Annotated in this window: 16 protein-coding genes and 1 tRNA gene; 9 read left to right on the plus strand and 8 right to left on the minus strand. The window is 32.9% G+C overall.

The window, feature by feature from the left end; translation table 11 throughout:
• The 4 genes from Q5I06_RS06840 to flhA are packed head-to-tail and all read right to left on the minus strand — an operon-like array spanning nt 1 to nt 4,273.
• Nucleotides 1–684 (minus strand): hypothetical protein, encoded by a 684-nt coding sequence (locus Q5I06_RS06840; RefSeq protein WP_305517403.1) that lies wholly within the window; start codon nt 682–684, stop codon nt 1–3.
• Nucleotides 685–708: 24 nt separating this feature from the next.
• Nucleotides 709–942 (minus strand): hypothetical protein, encoded by a 234-nt coding sequence (locus Q5I06_RS06845; RefSeq protein ID WP_305517404.1) that lies wholly within the window; start codon nt 940–942, stop codon nt 709–711.
• Nucleotides 943–962: 20 nt separating this feature from the next.
• Nucleotides 963–2,048, minus strand: coding sequence for a DHH family phosphoesterase (locus Q5I06_RS06850; RefSeq protein ID WP_305517405.1), 1,086 nt, complete (start codon nt 2,046–2,048; stop codon nt 963–965).
• Between the two features lie 8 nt (nt 2,049–2,056).
• Complete coding sequence (flhA, locus tag Q5I06_RS06855; protein WP_370690942.1) at nt 2,057–4,273, minus strand: flagellar biosynthesis protein FlhA; 2,217 nt, start codon at nt 4,271–4,273, stop codon at nt 2,057–2,059.
• Nucleotides 4,274–4,390: 117 nt separating this feature from the next.
• On the opposite strand from flhA, the gene rpsO reads away from it, so the two are divergent.
• Both rpsO and Q5I06_RS06865 read left to right on the plus strand, forming a co-directional pair.
• Nucleotides 4,391–4,663 carry a 30S ribosomal protein S15 gene (gene rpsO / locus Q5I06_RS06860; RefSeq protein WP_305517406.1) on the plus strand — a complete coding sequence of 91 codons (273 nt, stop codon included), beginning with the start codon at nt 4,391–4,393 and terminating at the stop codon, nt 4,661–4,663.
• Nucleotides 4,664–4,671: 8 nt separating this feature from the next.
• Nucleotides 4,672–5,961 carry an O-antigen ligase family protein gene (locus Q5I06_RS06865; protein ID WP_305517407.1) on the plus strand — a complete coding sequence of 430 codons (1,290 nt, stop codon included), beginning with the start codon at nt 4,672–4,674 and terminating at the stop codon, nt 5,959–5,961.
• 64 nt (nt 5,962–6,025) lie between these two features.
• Here the strand turns inward: Q5I06_RS06865 and Q5I06_RS06870 are convergent, their stop codons facing one another.
• Entirely contained in the window at nt 6,026–7,042 is a 1,017-nt protein-coding gene (locus tag Q5I06_RS06870; protein ID WP_305517408.1) for a glycosyltransferase family 10 domain-containing protein, read from the minus strand.
• 83 nt (nt 7,043–7,125) lie between these two features.
• Complete coding sequence (locus Q5I06_RS06875; protein ID WP_305517409.1) at nt 7,126–8,106, minus strand: glycosyl transferase family 90; 981 nt, start codon at nt 8,104–8,106, stop codon at nt 7,126–7,128.
• Nucleotides 8,107–8,237: 131 nt separating this feature from the next.
• Between Q5I06_RS06875 and Q5I06_RS06880 the strand changes: the two genes are divergently transcribed.
• Together Q5I06_RS06880 and Q5I06_RS06885 are read left to right on the plus strand one after the other, a co-directional pair.
• Nucleotides 8,238–8,981, plus strand: a complete 744-nt coding sequence (locus tag Q5I06_RS06880) for a glycosyltransferase family 25 protein (protein WP_305517410.1) — start codon at nt 8,238–8,240, stop codon at nt 8,979–8,981.
• Nucleotides 8,978–9,721 carry a glycosyltransferase family 25 protein gene (locus Q5I06_RS06885; RefSeq protein WP_305517411.1) on the plus strand — a complete coding sequence of 248 codons (744 nt, stop codon included), beginning with the start codon at nt 8,978–8,980 and terminating at the stop codon, nt 9,719–9,721. The genes Q5I06_RS06880 and Q5I06_RS06885 overlap by 4 nt, the downstream gene beginning before the upstream one ends.
• Here the strand turns inward: Q5I06_RS06885 and Q5I06_RS06890 are convergent.
• Together Q5I06_RS06890 and Q5I06_RS06895 are read right to left on the minus strand one after the other, a co-directional pair.
• Nucleotides 9,699–10,760 carry a glycosyltransferase family 9 protein gene (locus tag Q5I06_RS06890; RefSeq protein ID WP_305517412.1) on the minus strand — a complete coding sequence of 354 codons (1,062 nt, stop codon included), beginning with the start codon at nt 10,758–10,760 and terminating at the stop codon, nt 9,699–9,701. The genes Q5I06_RS06885 and Q5I06_RS06890 overlap by 23 nt on opposite strands.
• Before the next feature lie 158 nt (nt 10,761–10,918).
• Nucleotides 10,919–11,003: transfer RNA gene (locus Q5I06_RS06895), tRNA-Leu, on the minus strand.
• Between the two features lie 175 nt (nt 11,004–11,178).
• On the opposite strand from Q5I06_RS06895, the gene Q5I06_RS06900 reads away from it, so the two are divergent.
• From Q5I06_RS06900 to truA, 5 genes are all read left to right on the plus strand, one after another.
• Entirely contained in the window at nt 11,179–12,216 is a 1,038-nt protein-coding gene (locus Q5I06_RS06900; protein WP_305517413.1) for a ribonucleotide-diphosphate reductase subunit beta, read from the plus strand.
• A gap of 70 nt (nt 12,217–12,286) precedes the next feature.
• On the plus strand, nt 12,287–12,919 hold the full coding sequence (locus Q5I06_RS06905) for a protein-L-isoaspartate(D-aspartate) O-methyltransferase (RefSeq protein WP_305517414.1): 633 nt from the start codon (nt 12,287–12,289) through the stop codon (nt 12,917–12,919).
• Nucleotides 12,919–13,635, plus strand: coding sequence for a prepilin peptidase (locus Q5I06_RS06910; RefSeq protein WP_305517415.1), 717 nt, complete (start codon nt 12,919–12,921; stop codon nt 13,633–13,635). The genes Q5I06_RS06905 and Q5I06_RS06910 overlap by 1 nt, the downstream gene beginning before the upstream one ends.
• Nucleotides 13,628–14,644, plus strand: a complete 1,017-nt coding sequence (locus Q5I06_RS06915; RefSeq protein WP_305517416.1) for an LptF/LptG family permease — start codon at nt 13,628–13,630, stop codon at nt 14,642–14,644. The genes Q5I06_RS06910 and Q5I06_RS06915 overlap by 8 nt, the downstream gene beginning before the upstream one ends.
• Nucleotides 14,644–15,384, plus strand: a complete 741-nt coding sequence (gene truA / locus Q5I06_RS06920) for a tRNA pseudouridine(38-40) synthase TruA (RefSeq protein ID WP_305517417.1) — start codon at nt 14,644–14,646, stop codon at nt 15,382–15,384. Before Q5I06_RS06915 ends, truA begins: the two co-directional genes overlap by 1 nt.
• Nucleotides 15,385–15,590 lie beyond the last annotated feature (206 nt).

Raw genomic sequence — 15,590 nt, forward strand, 5'->3', positions numbered from 1 at the left:
TTATTTGGATTTTGTTATATTGATTTTAAATATATATGGCTTTTCTCTGATGAAGACTTTTAATTCTATCACTCCAGTTTTGATCTTATTTGGTTTGATGGCAATAAAACCGCCTTTTGCCTTGCCCTCTACGCTCAAAGTAGATTTTCTTAGATAGTTTGTGGCTAGAATTTTTCGTGCTTGTGCTTGTTCTGCGATGGCTTGTTGGTTTTGAATATTGTCCATAAAAAATGGACTGAAAAACAGACTATAAGCCAAAAAGCCCCCTCTGCCAAAATATAGCATTGGTGCATAAATATTTGTATTATTTACTGGTGGGGTAGGGATACCAAAATCCTGCAAAATATCGGTGAAATCATAACTTGAATGAAGGATTTGATCGTATGTGAGGATTTCTAGCTTGTTTTGATTTTGGGTTGCTTGAAGATTATCAATATCAAAGATAATATCTTTTCCAGATGTGATTTGAGCCCCGACATAGATAACTAGCGGGGATTTGCTAAGACCTCCAAGTTTGTGCTGTGAGACTTCGATCTGAACCTTTGAGTCTTCTTTTGAAGCATCTAAAATATCTATTCCTTTGTCATAACGTGTGATGTTTTCAGGAGCGACATTGTAACTCGCACAAGAACTAATAAGTATTGCCAAAAGTGCTAAAAACACTATTTTGATTGATGTTTTCATTTTAAGAATCCTTTTAAGGGGTTTTTATGCTTTGAATAATTCCTTTCGCTTAATCTTGAGCGATTTTATAACTTCTATGATTTCTTTTTGTCCATAGGAAGTATCTTCATCAAGATTATCTAATTCTTCTAAATATGCGTCAATAGCTTGTTCGATACATTCTGTTTTTACTCCTGCAAAATGCAATGCAACGCCCAACATATCGATAACTTCAAGAGCAAGATCTTCGAAATCTATTTTATCTTCATTTGTCTTCATTTTTTTTTCCTTGTATTTGTTTATGCTTGAGAAGTTTCCAAAATCCTGTCGATTTGACGCTTGATATCTTCATATAAAAAGCTTTCTCTAAATCCGTCTATTTTTCCCCCAGAGGCATTTTTGTGTCCTCCGCCATTAAAAAGTTCCTTGCTCATAGCACTTACATCACATTTTCCATTTGCTCTAAGACTGACATTACCCCTAGAATTGACATCTATATAATAATCAAATTCTGGATTTTGACTTAGAAATAGATTTGCAAGAACGCTGATTCCTCCCATAGAATAACTTAAAAATCCTTTTTTATCACCATATGAGATACTGCATTGAGATTTTTTTTGAGATAAGAGATTTACCTGTGCAAAAGAAGCAATATTGTCCATTGTCTGAAGATCGGGATCTCCTCCTAGTGCGATTTTTTTGAGACGAAATATTTCATTATCAAATTTGATCTCTCCTTTTTGCAACAAAAGATAATTTCTAGCTTCTTTGAGTAATTTGAGCTTGTAGTCTCTGTGCTCTGTATCAAACATAAAACGATTGAGTTCGTTTGAATTTGAAATCATACTCATAGCAACTTTGCCAAATTCAAATCCAAAGCCATTTTCTTGCCAAATATCTACAGAGTTTATCATTTCTACCATTGGATTTAGCCATTTTTCATCTTCAGGGTTTATCAAGGGATATTTTTCTTTGAGTGTTTCATAGGTGATTTTTGTTCCGCATCGATTGGAATCTAGGTAATACCAATGGTAAGCTTTAGCACTTTCTTCCCCGCTGATATGGTGATCTAAAAGAGAGATTTCTATATCTTTTCCAGCTAATCTATTTTCATCAACTCTTTCTTGAAGATATTTAGCCTCTTGCATAGAGAGGTTTAAATCGGTGATGAGTATCAGAAATTTGGCTTGTGATTTGGAATGAAATTTTGATTCTAGTTTGCCTTGTATTGAGTTGTTGATATTGTCCAATATTGAATTGATACGTACCATAACTTCCTTGCCATAATTGGCATTATAAAAATGAATATTTTTAAAAAAGTGTTTAGAGATGAGCTGACAACCATAGCCGTCAAGATCGATGTGAGATAGATGATGAACTTCCATTTTTTTCCTTAAAAATTAATATTGATATTGCCTAAAACTTCATATTTTGCGTTTGTATCAAGTTCTGCATGACTTAAAACAACCAAATCGATCTTAAACTGCTCGACCTTATTAGCTAGAGCACGTCTAAGCTCTGGATCTACGATGAGGATCACAGGAGCGATACCCTTTTGAAGTACTTTCATAGATTCTTCGCTGATAGCATCAAGAAGTTTTTGCATATCAGTTGCATTTAGTAGCAATGTTCTTCCAGAGGGCTGTTCTTTTAACTTGCCAAGAAGGTATTGTTCAGAAGTGGTTGATAATGTGAGAAGTTTTAATGTCCCATCTTCGGATTTAAAAATATTGGTGATAACCCTTGAGAGTTTGGAGCGGACTTGTTCGGTAATGATCGCGACATCATTTTGCACCATAGGAGCTACATCGGTGATGGTTTCGAGAATAGTGAGCATATCTCTGATAGGTATTTTTTCGTGCAATAACTCTTGTAGAACAGATCGAATAACACCTGTTGGAATCCCCTTGGCTTCTTCTATGATGGCTGGATAGTCTTGAGCAAGTCTCTCTAGGAGTGATTTCACTTCATCTTTTGTGATGAACTCTTCTGCATAGCTTTTTACAAGCTCACTCATATGTGTAGCAATAACCGTAGAAGGATCAATAATAGTGTATCCTTGGATAATAGCTTCTTCTTTGTCTTTTTGATCTATCCATAAAGCATCCATTCCAAAGGCAGGTTCTTTTGTGGGAATACCTTCGATTTCTTTGCCCACAAAACCTGTATTCATAGCCAGGAATTTATCAGGCATTACACTTCCTTCGCCAATCACAATTCCTTTTAGTTTGATTTCATAGTTTGTAGGTGGAAGTTGGAGATTGTCTCTAATCCTGATTTGTGGCATCAAAAACCCATAATCACTCGCTATTTTTTTACGAATACCTCTTACTCTCTCTAGTAGATCTCCGCCTTGTTTGACATCTGCAAGACCAATAAGCTGATACCCCAATGCTAGTTCTAAGAGCTCTACTTTGAGGACTTCATCGATGACCTTTTCTTCTTCTTTTTTGATTTCCTCAGGAGTTTTTTGTGCTTTTGTGCTTTGATGATTAGAAATATTATTTTCTTGATCGGAGCTTTTTGCAGAGGCTGCAGAAATATCCATATTCATTTTTTTGCCTAACCATTTTTCAAAAATAGAAAATAGATTTTTTTTATCTTCTCTTGAGATTATCCAAGCAATAAACAAAAATAAAACCCCCACAAAAGCCAAAGAAAATGTCGGTAATCCCGGTATAGTAGCAAATAAAACCAGTATAAGACCCACTATAATGAGTATCTTGCTTTTGCTAGTGAGCTGAGTGATAAGTTTGCTAGCAAAATTCTCTTCTTCGCCTTGTGTGGTTCTAGTAGCGACTATACCTGTTGCAGTAGCAATAATAAGTGCAGGTATTTGACCTACAAGTCCATCCCCGATGGTAAGAACGGTAAAGGTGGATGCACTGTATGCCATACTCATATCTCTTTGAAAAACCCCAACTAGAAATCCACCAATGATATTGATAAGCGTAATAATGATTGAAGCAATCGCATCTCCTTTTACGAATTTACTTGCTCCATCCATTGCTCCATAGAAATCAGCCTCTTGCGTGAGGGCATTACGTCTTTTTTTTGCTTCTTCGTTATCAATAAGTCCAGAGTTTAAATCAGCATCAATTGCCATTTGCTTTCCAGGCATTGCATCAAGTGCAAACCTCGCTCTAACTTCTGTAACCCTTGTTGAACCATTGGTTACAACAAGGAGATTGACAAGCACCAAAATGGTGAAGATTATTGTTCCGATAACATAATTTCCACCTACGGTGAATTCTCCAAATGCAGCGATAATATCACTCACTGCTTCAGGACCTTTGTATCCTTCTGTGAGTATCATTCTTGTTGTGGCAACATTGAGTGCAAGTCTATAGAGCGTTACAATCAAAAGCAGAGTAGGGAAAGCAGAAAAATCTGTAGGTTTTGTAATATAAAGCCCAATAAGAATAATCAGTACAGATAAAGCAATAGAAATAGTGAGTAAAAAATCTAGCAAGAAAGGTGGCAATGGCACAATGATAATCGCTAAAATCGCAATTACAAAGGCAACAACGGTTAAATCTTTGGATTCTGTGATGTATCTTAGCGATGGAATAATCTTTCTAATGATATTTTTTTGTCTCTCTGAAGCCACTGCTATTGACGCCTTATTCTGAAAATATTTATGGGATTTTACAATCTTTAATGTAAAATTTCGCTTTTTTAATGTAATATACCGTTTTTAAAATTAAATACCCTTCAGGAGGTCATTATGGCTTTAGATACGGCGAAAAAACAAGAGATTATCTCAAAATTTTCCAGAAATAGCAAGGACACAGGTTCTTCAGAGGTTCAAGTAGCGTTGTTTAGTAAAAGGATTTCAGAACTAACAGAGCACCTAAAGGCAAATCCAAAAGATCATTCTAGTCGATTGGGACTTTTAAAGCTAGTAGGACAGAGAAAAAATTTGCTCAAGTATCTCAAAAAAACACAATACCAAAGATATGCTAAATTGATTGCTGAAATAGGCATCAAAGACAGATAAGGTTTTTTTTGAATACATTACTTTCAAAATCTTCAAGCAGGATGAATCTATTTTTTACGATTTTATCCTGTGCTGTTTTCCTCCTTTCTTGTTTAAATCATTCTTCAGAAGTTGTTTTGATAATGTTTTTTTTGTCACTAATAGTTTGTCTTTTTAGATTTTCTAGGACAAATGTTGAGCAGGGAATAAAATATATTATTTATGCTTTTGTTGCAATGTTTGCGACAATCATTCCAAATTTATTTTTCAATAACGGTTTTGCTTACGATCATTTTAGAAGCTTCAACATGCAGGTATCTTATTTGGTCGCTTCTGCAGTGCTTTTTTTGATGATTGGACTAAGGGTTTCTTTGAATCCTAAGATTATCATTTATGCGATTTGTATAGCAGCTTATATTAATGGGATTATTGGGATTGTCCAAAAAGTATTTTTTCATATAGATAGAGTTAATGGTTTTACTGGAATTTTTGAATTTGCACATTTGAGTGCTGTTTTGGGACTATGTGTTTTTACTTACTTTTTGAAAGAAAACACAAGCTTTAAAGAACGTATATTTTTTGGAATTGCTTTTGTATTGATTGTATCTGTGCTTATTTTTAATGAATCGCGAGGAATTGCTATAGGCTTTGCTTGTGGATGTTTGGTGATTTTGTGTATTTATATTTTTGTTAAAAAAATGAAAATTGTTTATGCTTTTAAAAGTATAGCTCTTTTGGTTATTCTTCTTTTGATTTTAGGGGGGACTCTTTCTCCTTTTGTAAAAAGCTCTTTAGAACGTTATCATCTGATAAAAACAGATTTGCAAGAATATGAGCATAAAAATAGCGATACTAGCATAGGAGCTCGTTTTGATATGTGGAAAGAAGCTTATAGAGCGTTTAAAATTTCTCCTATTATAGGGCTAAATCCAAAAAGTCTGTGCGAATATGTAAAATATCCAAATGGAGAGATACATCCACGAAATCATTGCTATCAACGACTTCATAGCGAATTTTTTAATACTCTAGCTAGAAAGGGTATTTTGGGTATTTTGGCATTATTGGCAGTTTGGATAACCACAGGTGTATTCTTTGCTAAAACAATCAAGTCAGATGATGCTTTAGAAGCTATATTTGGAAAAAATGAAGCACTTGCTTCGGTGTTTAGTATTTCTTTTATGGGTATATTGGCTCTATATATCGTAAGTGGCGCAGGAAATGAACCAATGATTGCATTTTCAGAGGGGAATTATTTTCTTTTGATTGTAATCGTCTTTGCTAGTATTGTTTATCCCTATAGAAACAAATCTTCAAGATAATTTTTGTCTCTTGAAGGATTTATAATAAAGAAGGCTATCATACACTCTTTTTTATCATTTTTTATCAATCTTTTTTGATAAATTTTTGATATTTTTTGATCTTATCTCTATCAATAAGATAGTTTCGAAAACGATGTCGCATTGATTTTATAGGAATCATAGCACTGAGCATTCTGATAGAAAAAGGAACTTTTCCATAATGACCATTTTCATCTCGATTGGGCAGTGAGTCTTTGTGATAAATATGCGGATTTGAAAATATATTTTCAAAGAAATCTAAGATTTTATCATCATTTAGATTTTCACAGAATTTTTCATTGTTTAGATAGGGGAGTGAAAGTTTTTGGAGATATTTTTCATCATCGTTATCTAGCTCCATAATGACTTTGATAACTTCATCAATAGAGTCATAATCATTCACATCTATAAAAGCATCTTTATTAAAATCTCTTCCCACTAAGGAAGACCCCCAATAAATCGGAATAGTTTTGCTCAAAAACGCATCTAAAATCTTCTCTGTAGTGTAACCAGGGTGGGTGCTATTTTCAAAAGCGATAGAGAATTTATATTTTTTTTGGAATTCGAGTTTATCTTTTATTGCCCCTCCTATATTGTTTAAAAATCTACCTCCAGAATCTACCTGTTTGTATTTAGATAGTTGATGGAAGAATTCTTGTCTGATAGGATCGGCTTGGAGGTTGTTGGAATATACAAAATTACAAAATTTTCTTTTTGCATCTTCTGGTGTAATCTTTCTGTCAAACTTTCTACCTTCATGTATATAGTTGTCCAAATACATATAATACAAAGGTAATCTTAGATGTCTATCTCCATATTCTAAAAATTCAAAACTTAGTGCGTAGTCATAGGCATTAAAATTCGGAACTATATTTTCGCCGATAAAAATAATTCTAGGACAAGTATATTTCTTAAAATCACTTCCAAAAACAGAGCAGATCACAAAATCAGGATTAGGAGAGATTTCTACTTCAAATCTTTTGGATAGAATTCTTGTGAAGAAATTGTCATGTGCGTCAAAATCCACCCACATATCTACGAAATTTAGTTTTATTTTTTTCATCTACCCTCCAAAAAATTTAGGATTTAAGTTTTTAATTGTATCGCAAACTATTGAAATTCATTCAAAAATCATCAAAATCCAACTCATTTAAAAATCTGTTTTTCTATGCTTGAAATTTCTATTTGATGTGTTTGGTAAAAATATTTTCTTAACACTAAAAAAGATATGAGATTCTCGGTTTTTTTATCCAAAAATTGTTTGATGTAGCTATTTGCGTTTTGAATGATTTCTTTGGATTCATTAGGATGAGAGATATAGTATTCCAAACGATCTTGCAAGTTTTCATAATTAGATTTTATCTTGATGTAATGCATATTTGGAATAAGTCTGCCTTCCATAAACCAAGTTTCAAATTTTGGTTCTGGCATCACTGCAAGAGAGTTTGAGCTCATTATCCATTTGAGATTTGTGGCAACATCATTTCCTTCTAGTGATAAAATAAATTTGTATTGCATATGATTTTCTATGCTGATTTTTTCTTTTTTCCATATTTTTAATTCTTCTTCATCTTCCTTGCCCACATGACCTAAATCGCATATGGAATGATTAAAATACTTCCTCATAAAGTCTTTTCGATGATTTTGGTAACAAGCTCCACGAAAAAATAAAATATCTTTTTTTGATTCGTATTTTATCAAAGGAAGAGAGGTGAAGAATTTAAAATGCCTGATTTTGTCCATATTGAGTAAGATATTATTACTAAAATCCTTAAGTACTGGACGAGATTTGCATAAAGAAGGAGTTGAGAGTTCGAAATTTATATCTCCTTGCTCTAAGGTATAAAGCAGATGCTTGGGAAAAAATCTCATATGCTCATAAGTGTCAAAGAAATACCTCGAACCTTTTTTTAATAGCTCAAAGTTGCTTAGATTGGGTATTTTTGGCACTGAGGTTGGGATAAAACAGCAGTAATAATTCACTCTTTTAGAGATTTTTTCAAGTTCATAATCATTTAGTTTTGAAATAGCTGAAAGTTTGGATTTGATAGCATATTTTCCTAGAAACTTTGGATATAGGAAATATTTTATTCCATTTATATTGTATAAGAAAATATTTTTTTTCATATTAAAATCTTTTGAGGTTATTTTTTAATTTCCTAAAAAAACATTATATCTAAAACATTCGTAAAAATAGCCTGAAGAGAACTCTACAATTTTGATATAATTTAAAAAAGATTTTATTTGAAGGTTTGCTTGTGAAAATATTTATCATCAACTTAGATAGAGCAAAAGACAGAAAAGAATTTATGCAAAATCAAATCAATAAACTCAGCGATCTACAGCAAGTAGAATTTATTTTTTTTGATGCTATTGATGCGAAAAATAACGAGCATCATTCTTTTGATAAATATTATTGTAGTTTTTTGACCAAACTTTACCGTGCAAAAGATTCTACAGAAGGGGAGAAGGCTTGTTATGCATCTCACTTTTCTTTGTGGCAAAAATGCGTAGAGTTAGATGAACCTATTGTGATCTTAGAAGATGATATTGAATTATTGCCTGAATTCATAGAAGGAATCAAAAGGATTTTTAGCTCTAGTTATGAGTATGTGAGATTGGTCGTTACAGATAAACCAAAAAATCCCTTTATACCAATACAAAATAGTTTTGTTATGACTTATGATGAACTTGCAGGGGCTCAAGGATATTATCTCACTCCAAAAGGGGCTAAAAAATTTATCAAAGGCTCTAAATACTGGGTATTACCTGTGGATAATTATATGGATAGGATTTCTATGCATGGAGTGAAGACTATTTTGCACATACCTTTTTTAATAAAAGGAGATGAGCAGATGGGGGAAAATACCACTATTCCCAATCGCTATAACAAAAACCTAAAAAAACCATTCTTTTGGAAGATGTTGCGAGAAATGTATCGTTTTTTTATCCAGATCAAACAGAATTTATACGTTATTTTGTGCAAACAGGGGTTGTTGTGAAAATATTTATCATCAACTTAGATAGGGCAAAAGACAGAAAAGAATTTATGCAAAATCAAATCAATAAACTCAGCGATCTACGGCAAGTAGAATTTATTTTTTTTGATGCTATTGATGCGAAAAATGATGAACATCATCGTTTTGTGGGGCATTATCGAAAATTTTTGGCTATTAGTAATGGTGGAAGAGAGTTAAAAGAAAGTGAAAAGGCTTGTTATGCATCTCACTTTTCTTTGTGGCAAAAATGCGTAGAGTTAGGTGAACCTATTGTGATCTTAGAAGATGATATTGAATTATTGCCTGAATTCATAGAAGGAATCAAAAGGATTTTTAGCTCTAGTTATGAGTATGTGAGATTGATGGGATTAGATACCTCAAATAAATCTTTTATTGAGCTAAATGAGCATTTTAGCCTAACTTATGATGAAGTTTTGGGGACACAAGGTTATTATCTCACAGCAAAAGGGGCTAAAAAATTTATCAAAGGCTCTAAATACTGGGTATTACCTGTGGATAATTATATGGATAGGGTTTTTATACATGGAGTGAGAAATATTTTGCATATGCCATTTTTGATAAAAGAAAACGATCAGATGAGTGCCAATACTACTATTCCTAATCGTTACGAAAACGATAAAATGAAAAAGCCTTTTTCATATAGAGTCTCTCGTGAATTTTGTAGGCTCTATAATCAAATCAGAAAAAGAGTTTATATTTTTATAGACAAAAGCTTTCTTTGATTTTCTTATAAATATCATCAACTTTAATGCTATCCATACATAGATAATAGGGGCATTTTAGGCTACAAGAAGTGCATTCAGGTAAGGGATTGTTGTTTTTGTCCTTTGGGGTTATGATGATGTGTTTTTGTGGATTGGATGTAAAAGGTCCCCACCTACTGGGCTTACAAGATCTCATTAGGGTATGAAATCCCATCGTGGGTGTGTCTAGGGCGATAGCACAATGCAAGGGGCCTGTGCCATTGCTCAAAAATAACTTGGATTGTGCGATAATGCCAAAAAATTCTCTCAGTGGTTTTTGTTCCTCTAGTAGGTTATTTGCACTGATAAGAGGATAGTTTTTTAGCATTTGTGCATATCTTTGTAATTCTTCATTTGAGCCGGTGATGAGAATTTCAGCAAGATTTTCTTCTATGATTTTTTGAGCCAATAAAAGATAGTTATCAGTACTCCAATCTTTTGATGATCCACCACTACCTGGATGCAAGATGATGAGATTTTTTGACTTATCCCCGAATTTTTTTTCTAAATATTGCTTGGCTGTAGCTTTTTCGCTCTCACTTAGATAGATTTTTGGATAAAAAATCTTTTGAATTCCTAGCGGCTTGAGTAGGTTTAGGTTATATTGAGCTTCGTTTTGAGAACCGTTAGATCTTTTTTGACGAATTTTGTGTGTGAAAAATATCGATCTAAGCTTGGAAAGTATACCAATACGAATGGGAATTTTGGCAAAAAATGGTACATAGGTGGCTAGTTTTGACGCAAAAAATGAAATACTGATGTCGATTTTTTTGGTTTTTAGAAACGATATGAGATCTTTTTGAGAGTATTTATCTATCAATATAACTTCATCTACAAAAGGGTTATTTTCGAGCAATGGGGCAGTATAAGAACTCAAAGCGAAGTATATATAACTATTAGGATAGGTGTCTTTGATGGCCTCAGCACATTGTATAGTAAGTGCACTGTCTCCAAGTCTATCGGTTCTAAAAAGAACAATACGAAGAGGAGATGATTTTTCAAAGGTTATTTTTTTCATTTTTAGAACTTCTGCCCGTAAGCTTCCTTGTGTTGTGATTTTTGTGGTGTTTATAAAAGAAAATTGTAGCAAAAAAAATTTGCCAAAATACACAAAGATTTCAATACTAAGGGATTTTAATAAAAGCTTGAGATTTGGTGGTGAATTGTTTGATAAAGTGGTGCGGAAGAGAGGACTTGAACCTCCATACCTTGCGGCGCCAGATCCTAAGTCTGGTGCGTCTACCAGTTTCGCCACTTCCGCAATCGCAACTACAATTAGTCAATGTAGAACATTTATAGAACCTATTGAGGGCGGTATTTTACTCACTAAAACTTTAAATCAAACTGAAAAGAATTTAAAAAGAGCTTATGGGGACTTCTTAAGAAATTTTTTGTTATTCTTTGGAAATTATTAGCAAAGCAGAAAGGATACCAAAATGGTAGATAAGATTATTCCTCGCAAAAAGATATATAATCCCAATTCGACCGAAAGCGTAAATGATCGTAGGATTTTTGGAGGAAATCCTACAAGTATGTTTGATCTCAACAAAATTAAGTATCAATGGGCGTATAATCTTTGGAAGCTGATGTTGGCAAATACTTGGTTTCCTGAGGAAGTCAATATGAACAGCGATAAACTTGATTATGGGAACCATCTCACCATTCAAGAAAAGCTAGGTTATGATAGAGCGTTGGCACAGCTTATTTTTATGGATAGTTTGCAAACAAATAATCTCATCGATAATGTCAATCCCTTTATGACAAGTCCTGAAATAAATCTAATTCTAGTCAGACAAGCTTATGAAGAAGCCCTGCATTCTCAAAGTTACGCTGTGATGGTGGAATCAATTTCTGCAAATACTGAAGAAATATACGATATGTGGCGTGTAGATATGCAGCTTCGTAGCAAAAATGATTATATCGCTGATGTTTATTTGCAACTTTCAGAAAATCCTACAGAACAAAATCTAGTCAAAGCGATGTTTGCTAATCAAATATTAGAAGGGATTTATTTTTATAGTGGATTTAGTTATTTTTACACTCTTGCTAGGAGTGGAAAAATGTTAGGCTCTGCACAAATGATACGTTTCATACAACGTGATGAAGTTACGCATCTTGTTTTATTTCAAAATATGATAAATGCCACAAGAAAAGAAAGACCTGATCTTTTTACAAAATCACTTGAAGAGGAAGTGATTGAAATGTTCAGAAAAGCAGTTGAGATAGAATCACAATGGGGTATTTATATCACTCAAGGACAGATTTTAGGACTTACCTCTGAAATCATTCATCAATATATCCAAAGTCTCGCTGATGATAGACTCTCAAAAGTTGGTCTTCCCAAACTTTATAATGTGGTCAATCCTATCAAATGGGTGGATCAATTTGCTAGTTTTAATGATCAAAAAACTAACTTTTTTGAAGCAAAAGTCACTAATTACGCTAAAGGAAGCGTGAATTTTGATGATTTCTAAGAATTCATATGATTTTATCAACCTATGCAAATTTTTTGATGATATTAAATCTTAAAACTATGGAATAAATATGTTTAGACTCAAAGGTCACTTGATGTGCGATCAAATCGCTAGAAAATTTCCTCTTCAAGATAATGTTAAGGAGGCAATCTCAAATATTGATAGAGAGTTATTTGTTCCAGCTTCACTTAAACATTTAGCTTATAATTTGGATGCACTTCCAATGGGGGCTGATCAATGGATAAGCTCTCCTTTGACGGTTGCGAAAATGACTCAATACCTCATACCAGAGGGCGGAGACAGTGTGCTTGAAATAGGATGTGGAAGTGGTTATCAAGCTATGGTTCTCTCCAGGCTTTTTCGACGAGTTTTTTCAATAGAACGTATCGAAAAACTACTCTTAGAAGCAAAGGAGCGAATTAGAAAATCAGGAATAAGTAATATTAATACCAAGTTAGATGATGGTCAAAATGGTTGGGCAGCCTTTGCTCCTTATGATAGGATAATGTTTTCAGCTTGTGTTCAAAAAATACCTGATGCTATTATAGAACAGCTTGAAGAAGGTGGCATTTTGGTTGCACCTATTGCAGATGGTGATACTCAAGTTATTGCTCGATTTAGAAAAAAAAATAATCAGCTAAGTACTCCTGAAATTTTGGAGAAATGTCTTTTTGTGCCAGTTCTTGATGGTGTGATGAGATAATGTTGATTGGTTTTTTTGATTCTGATAAAACCACTCTTTTATATCAATATTTATCCTCTCCTAATTTATTTGATCTCAATGCTTTATGGCTGAGTATTTTGGGTGTTGTTATTTTTCTTACAACACAGCTTTTATTTTATATTCAAAAAAGAAAACCAAAAACGGATTTTACCTTTTTACAGAATTTGTTCTTTTCCAAAACTGAAAGTGTGTTTTTGGTACTGATTTTTTTTGCTGGAGGCATAGGAATTGCTTATCTCTATGGTGGGATATTTCAAATTTGGCTAATGGTTGTTTTTAGCTTTTTAGTTCTTTTATCTGCGATAGATTACAAGGTTTTGGCCGTTCCTGATTGGATAAATTTCGTATTGTTTGTCTGTGTTTTGGTAGGAATGATTTATTTTTCACAAAATTTTTGGGATATTTTGCTTGGTGGACTAAGTATTGCTGGAATGTTTAGCATATTGAGAATTTTTGGGGATATGATTTGGCATAAAGAGGTCTTAGGTGAGGGGGATATTGTTTTTGGAGCTAGTGTGGGAATGTTACTAGGAGTTTATGGCAGTTTAATGAGCATTTTTTGGGGTTGTGTGTTTGCCTCTATATATAGTGTTTTAGTTAGATTTTTTGGAAAGAAAATTACCAAACTACCGCTTATAATGATTATTTTTATAGGCTTATTATTTTATTTTTTAATGGGCATCATCAATGATTAAGCAATATATTTTTTTAGCCGTTTCTCAAATATTTTTTCCATTTTTTTTAGTGCTGTTTTTTATTGCCTCTGTCGTATTGCTTATTGGAATAGCTGGGGTTACATTGGTTGTCAAAATGGACATTTTAGACCTGGGACAACTTTTTTTATATTCGCTGCCTGGAACGGTTTTTTTTATTATTCCTATTACATTTTTTGCTTCTTGTGTTTTAGGTATTTCTCGCCTTTGTTATGATTATGAATTGCTTGTTTTTTTCTCATTAGGGATTTCGCCAAAAACGATTTTAAAAGTTTTTGTCCCTATCAGTGTTTTAGTCAGTATTGTTTTGTTGATGTTCTCGCTTGTGATGATACCTCTCTCAAAGAGTGCTTATTCAGATTTTATTGCAGAGAAGAAAAATAAAGTTGATGTTAATATAAGACCAGGAGAATTTGGTCAAAAACTCGGCGATTGGCTTGTATATGTAAATGGTATCAGTCATAACAAATATAACCAACTCGTGCTTTTTTCTAGTGATGGGTTATCTCAAGAAAGCTTTATTGTGGCTAATAGTGGTGAAGTCAATAATAAAAATGGAGTTTTTGAGCTTAATCTTTATGATGGAGATGCTTATTTTGCACAAAATAAAGAGATAAATAAAGTTGATTTCAAACAAATGAGTTTAAAAAATCAAACAGGATCTATTAAGCTAAGTTCTTATGATTTGATTGATTATTGGAAAAGTGCTTTTAGTGGAGATTCATCCCAAGCTAGAAGACTAGCACAGGCTATAATGACTTCTTTATTTCCCATTGTAAGTGTGTTTTTGATACCTTTATTTGGAATTGCCAATCCAAGATTTCATAAAAATATGTCTTATATTTATATTTTGCTTGGCGTGGGGATTTATTTTTTGATTATGCACATAACAAGTCAAAGTGCTCCTTTTTGGGGAATGGTATTATTGCCTAGTATTTGGCTTAGTATTTCCTACTTTTTTTATAAACGATTTATTTTGAAATTTTACTGATGAAAAAGATTTTTGCAAAAATAGCATATGATGGAAGTGCTTTTAGTGGTTTTGCTAGACAAAGACAAAAAGATATAATGAGTGTAACTGAACGCATAGAAATTGCTCTTAGGAGTATGGGAATAAATGATGAGATTATTTCTGCAGGAAGAACGGACAAAGGAGTTCATGCCACTGGTCAAATAATCAGCTTTTGCGTGGATGAAAAAATACAGATTTCAAAAATAAAATCACTCTTGAATTACAAACTCTACCCTTATATTTTTGTCAAGAATATTTACGAAACAGATATGTCTTTTCAACCTAGATTTGATGCAAGATACAGAGGATACAGATATATTTTTTGTGATAATTTTTCTAATCCTTTTATCTCAAAATATGTTTCAGTTGAAAAATACGGATCAAAAGAACTCATCCAAGAGGCTCTGAATCTTTTTGTCGGAAAACATTGTTTTAGCTATTTTAAAAAACAAGGAAGTGATACAAAAACAGATATTAGAGAAATATATAAGGCAACAATATACCAACATAAAATTTTTTCTAAAAATTGTAATATCATTTATTTACAAGCCAATGGTTTTTTGCGATCTCAAGTCAGACTCATGATAGGAGCTGCACTTGCTTATTCTAGGGGGGAAATTACATTAGAAGAGATTTTATTACAACTAGATTGTAAAAAACATTCTTATAGCAAACCTGTAAGTGCTAATGGGTTGTATTTAGTGCGAGTGATTTATTAAAATATATCTTATTTTAAAGCTGCATTGATTATAATATATATGCCTGAATGATTCGTGTTTGTTAAAAATTGCGAGTCTATTAATAAGTATTTTCAGGTCAATCGTAGCAATCTTTGTGTGTTCGGTATTTTTGCTTGAGCCTTCTGTGGTTAGAATCTGCCGCCTAATAAGATTCTCTTGACCTAATTTGTAGCTTTTCGGGCTAC

The organism is Helicobacter cappadocius (assembly GCF_030688855.1).
Classification (GTDB): domain Bacteria; phylum Campylobacterota; class Campylobacteria; order Campylobacterales; family Helicobacteraceae; genus Helicobacter_J; species Helicobacter_J cappadocius.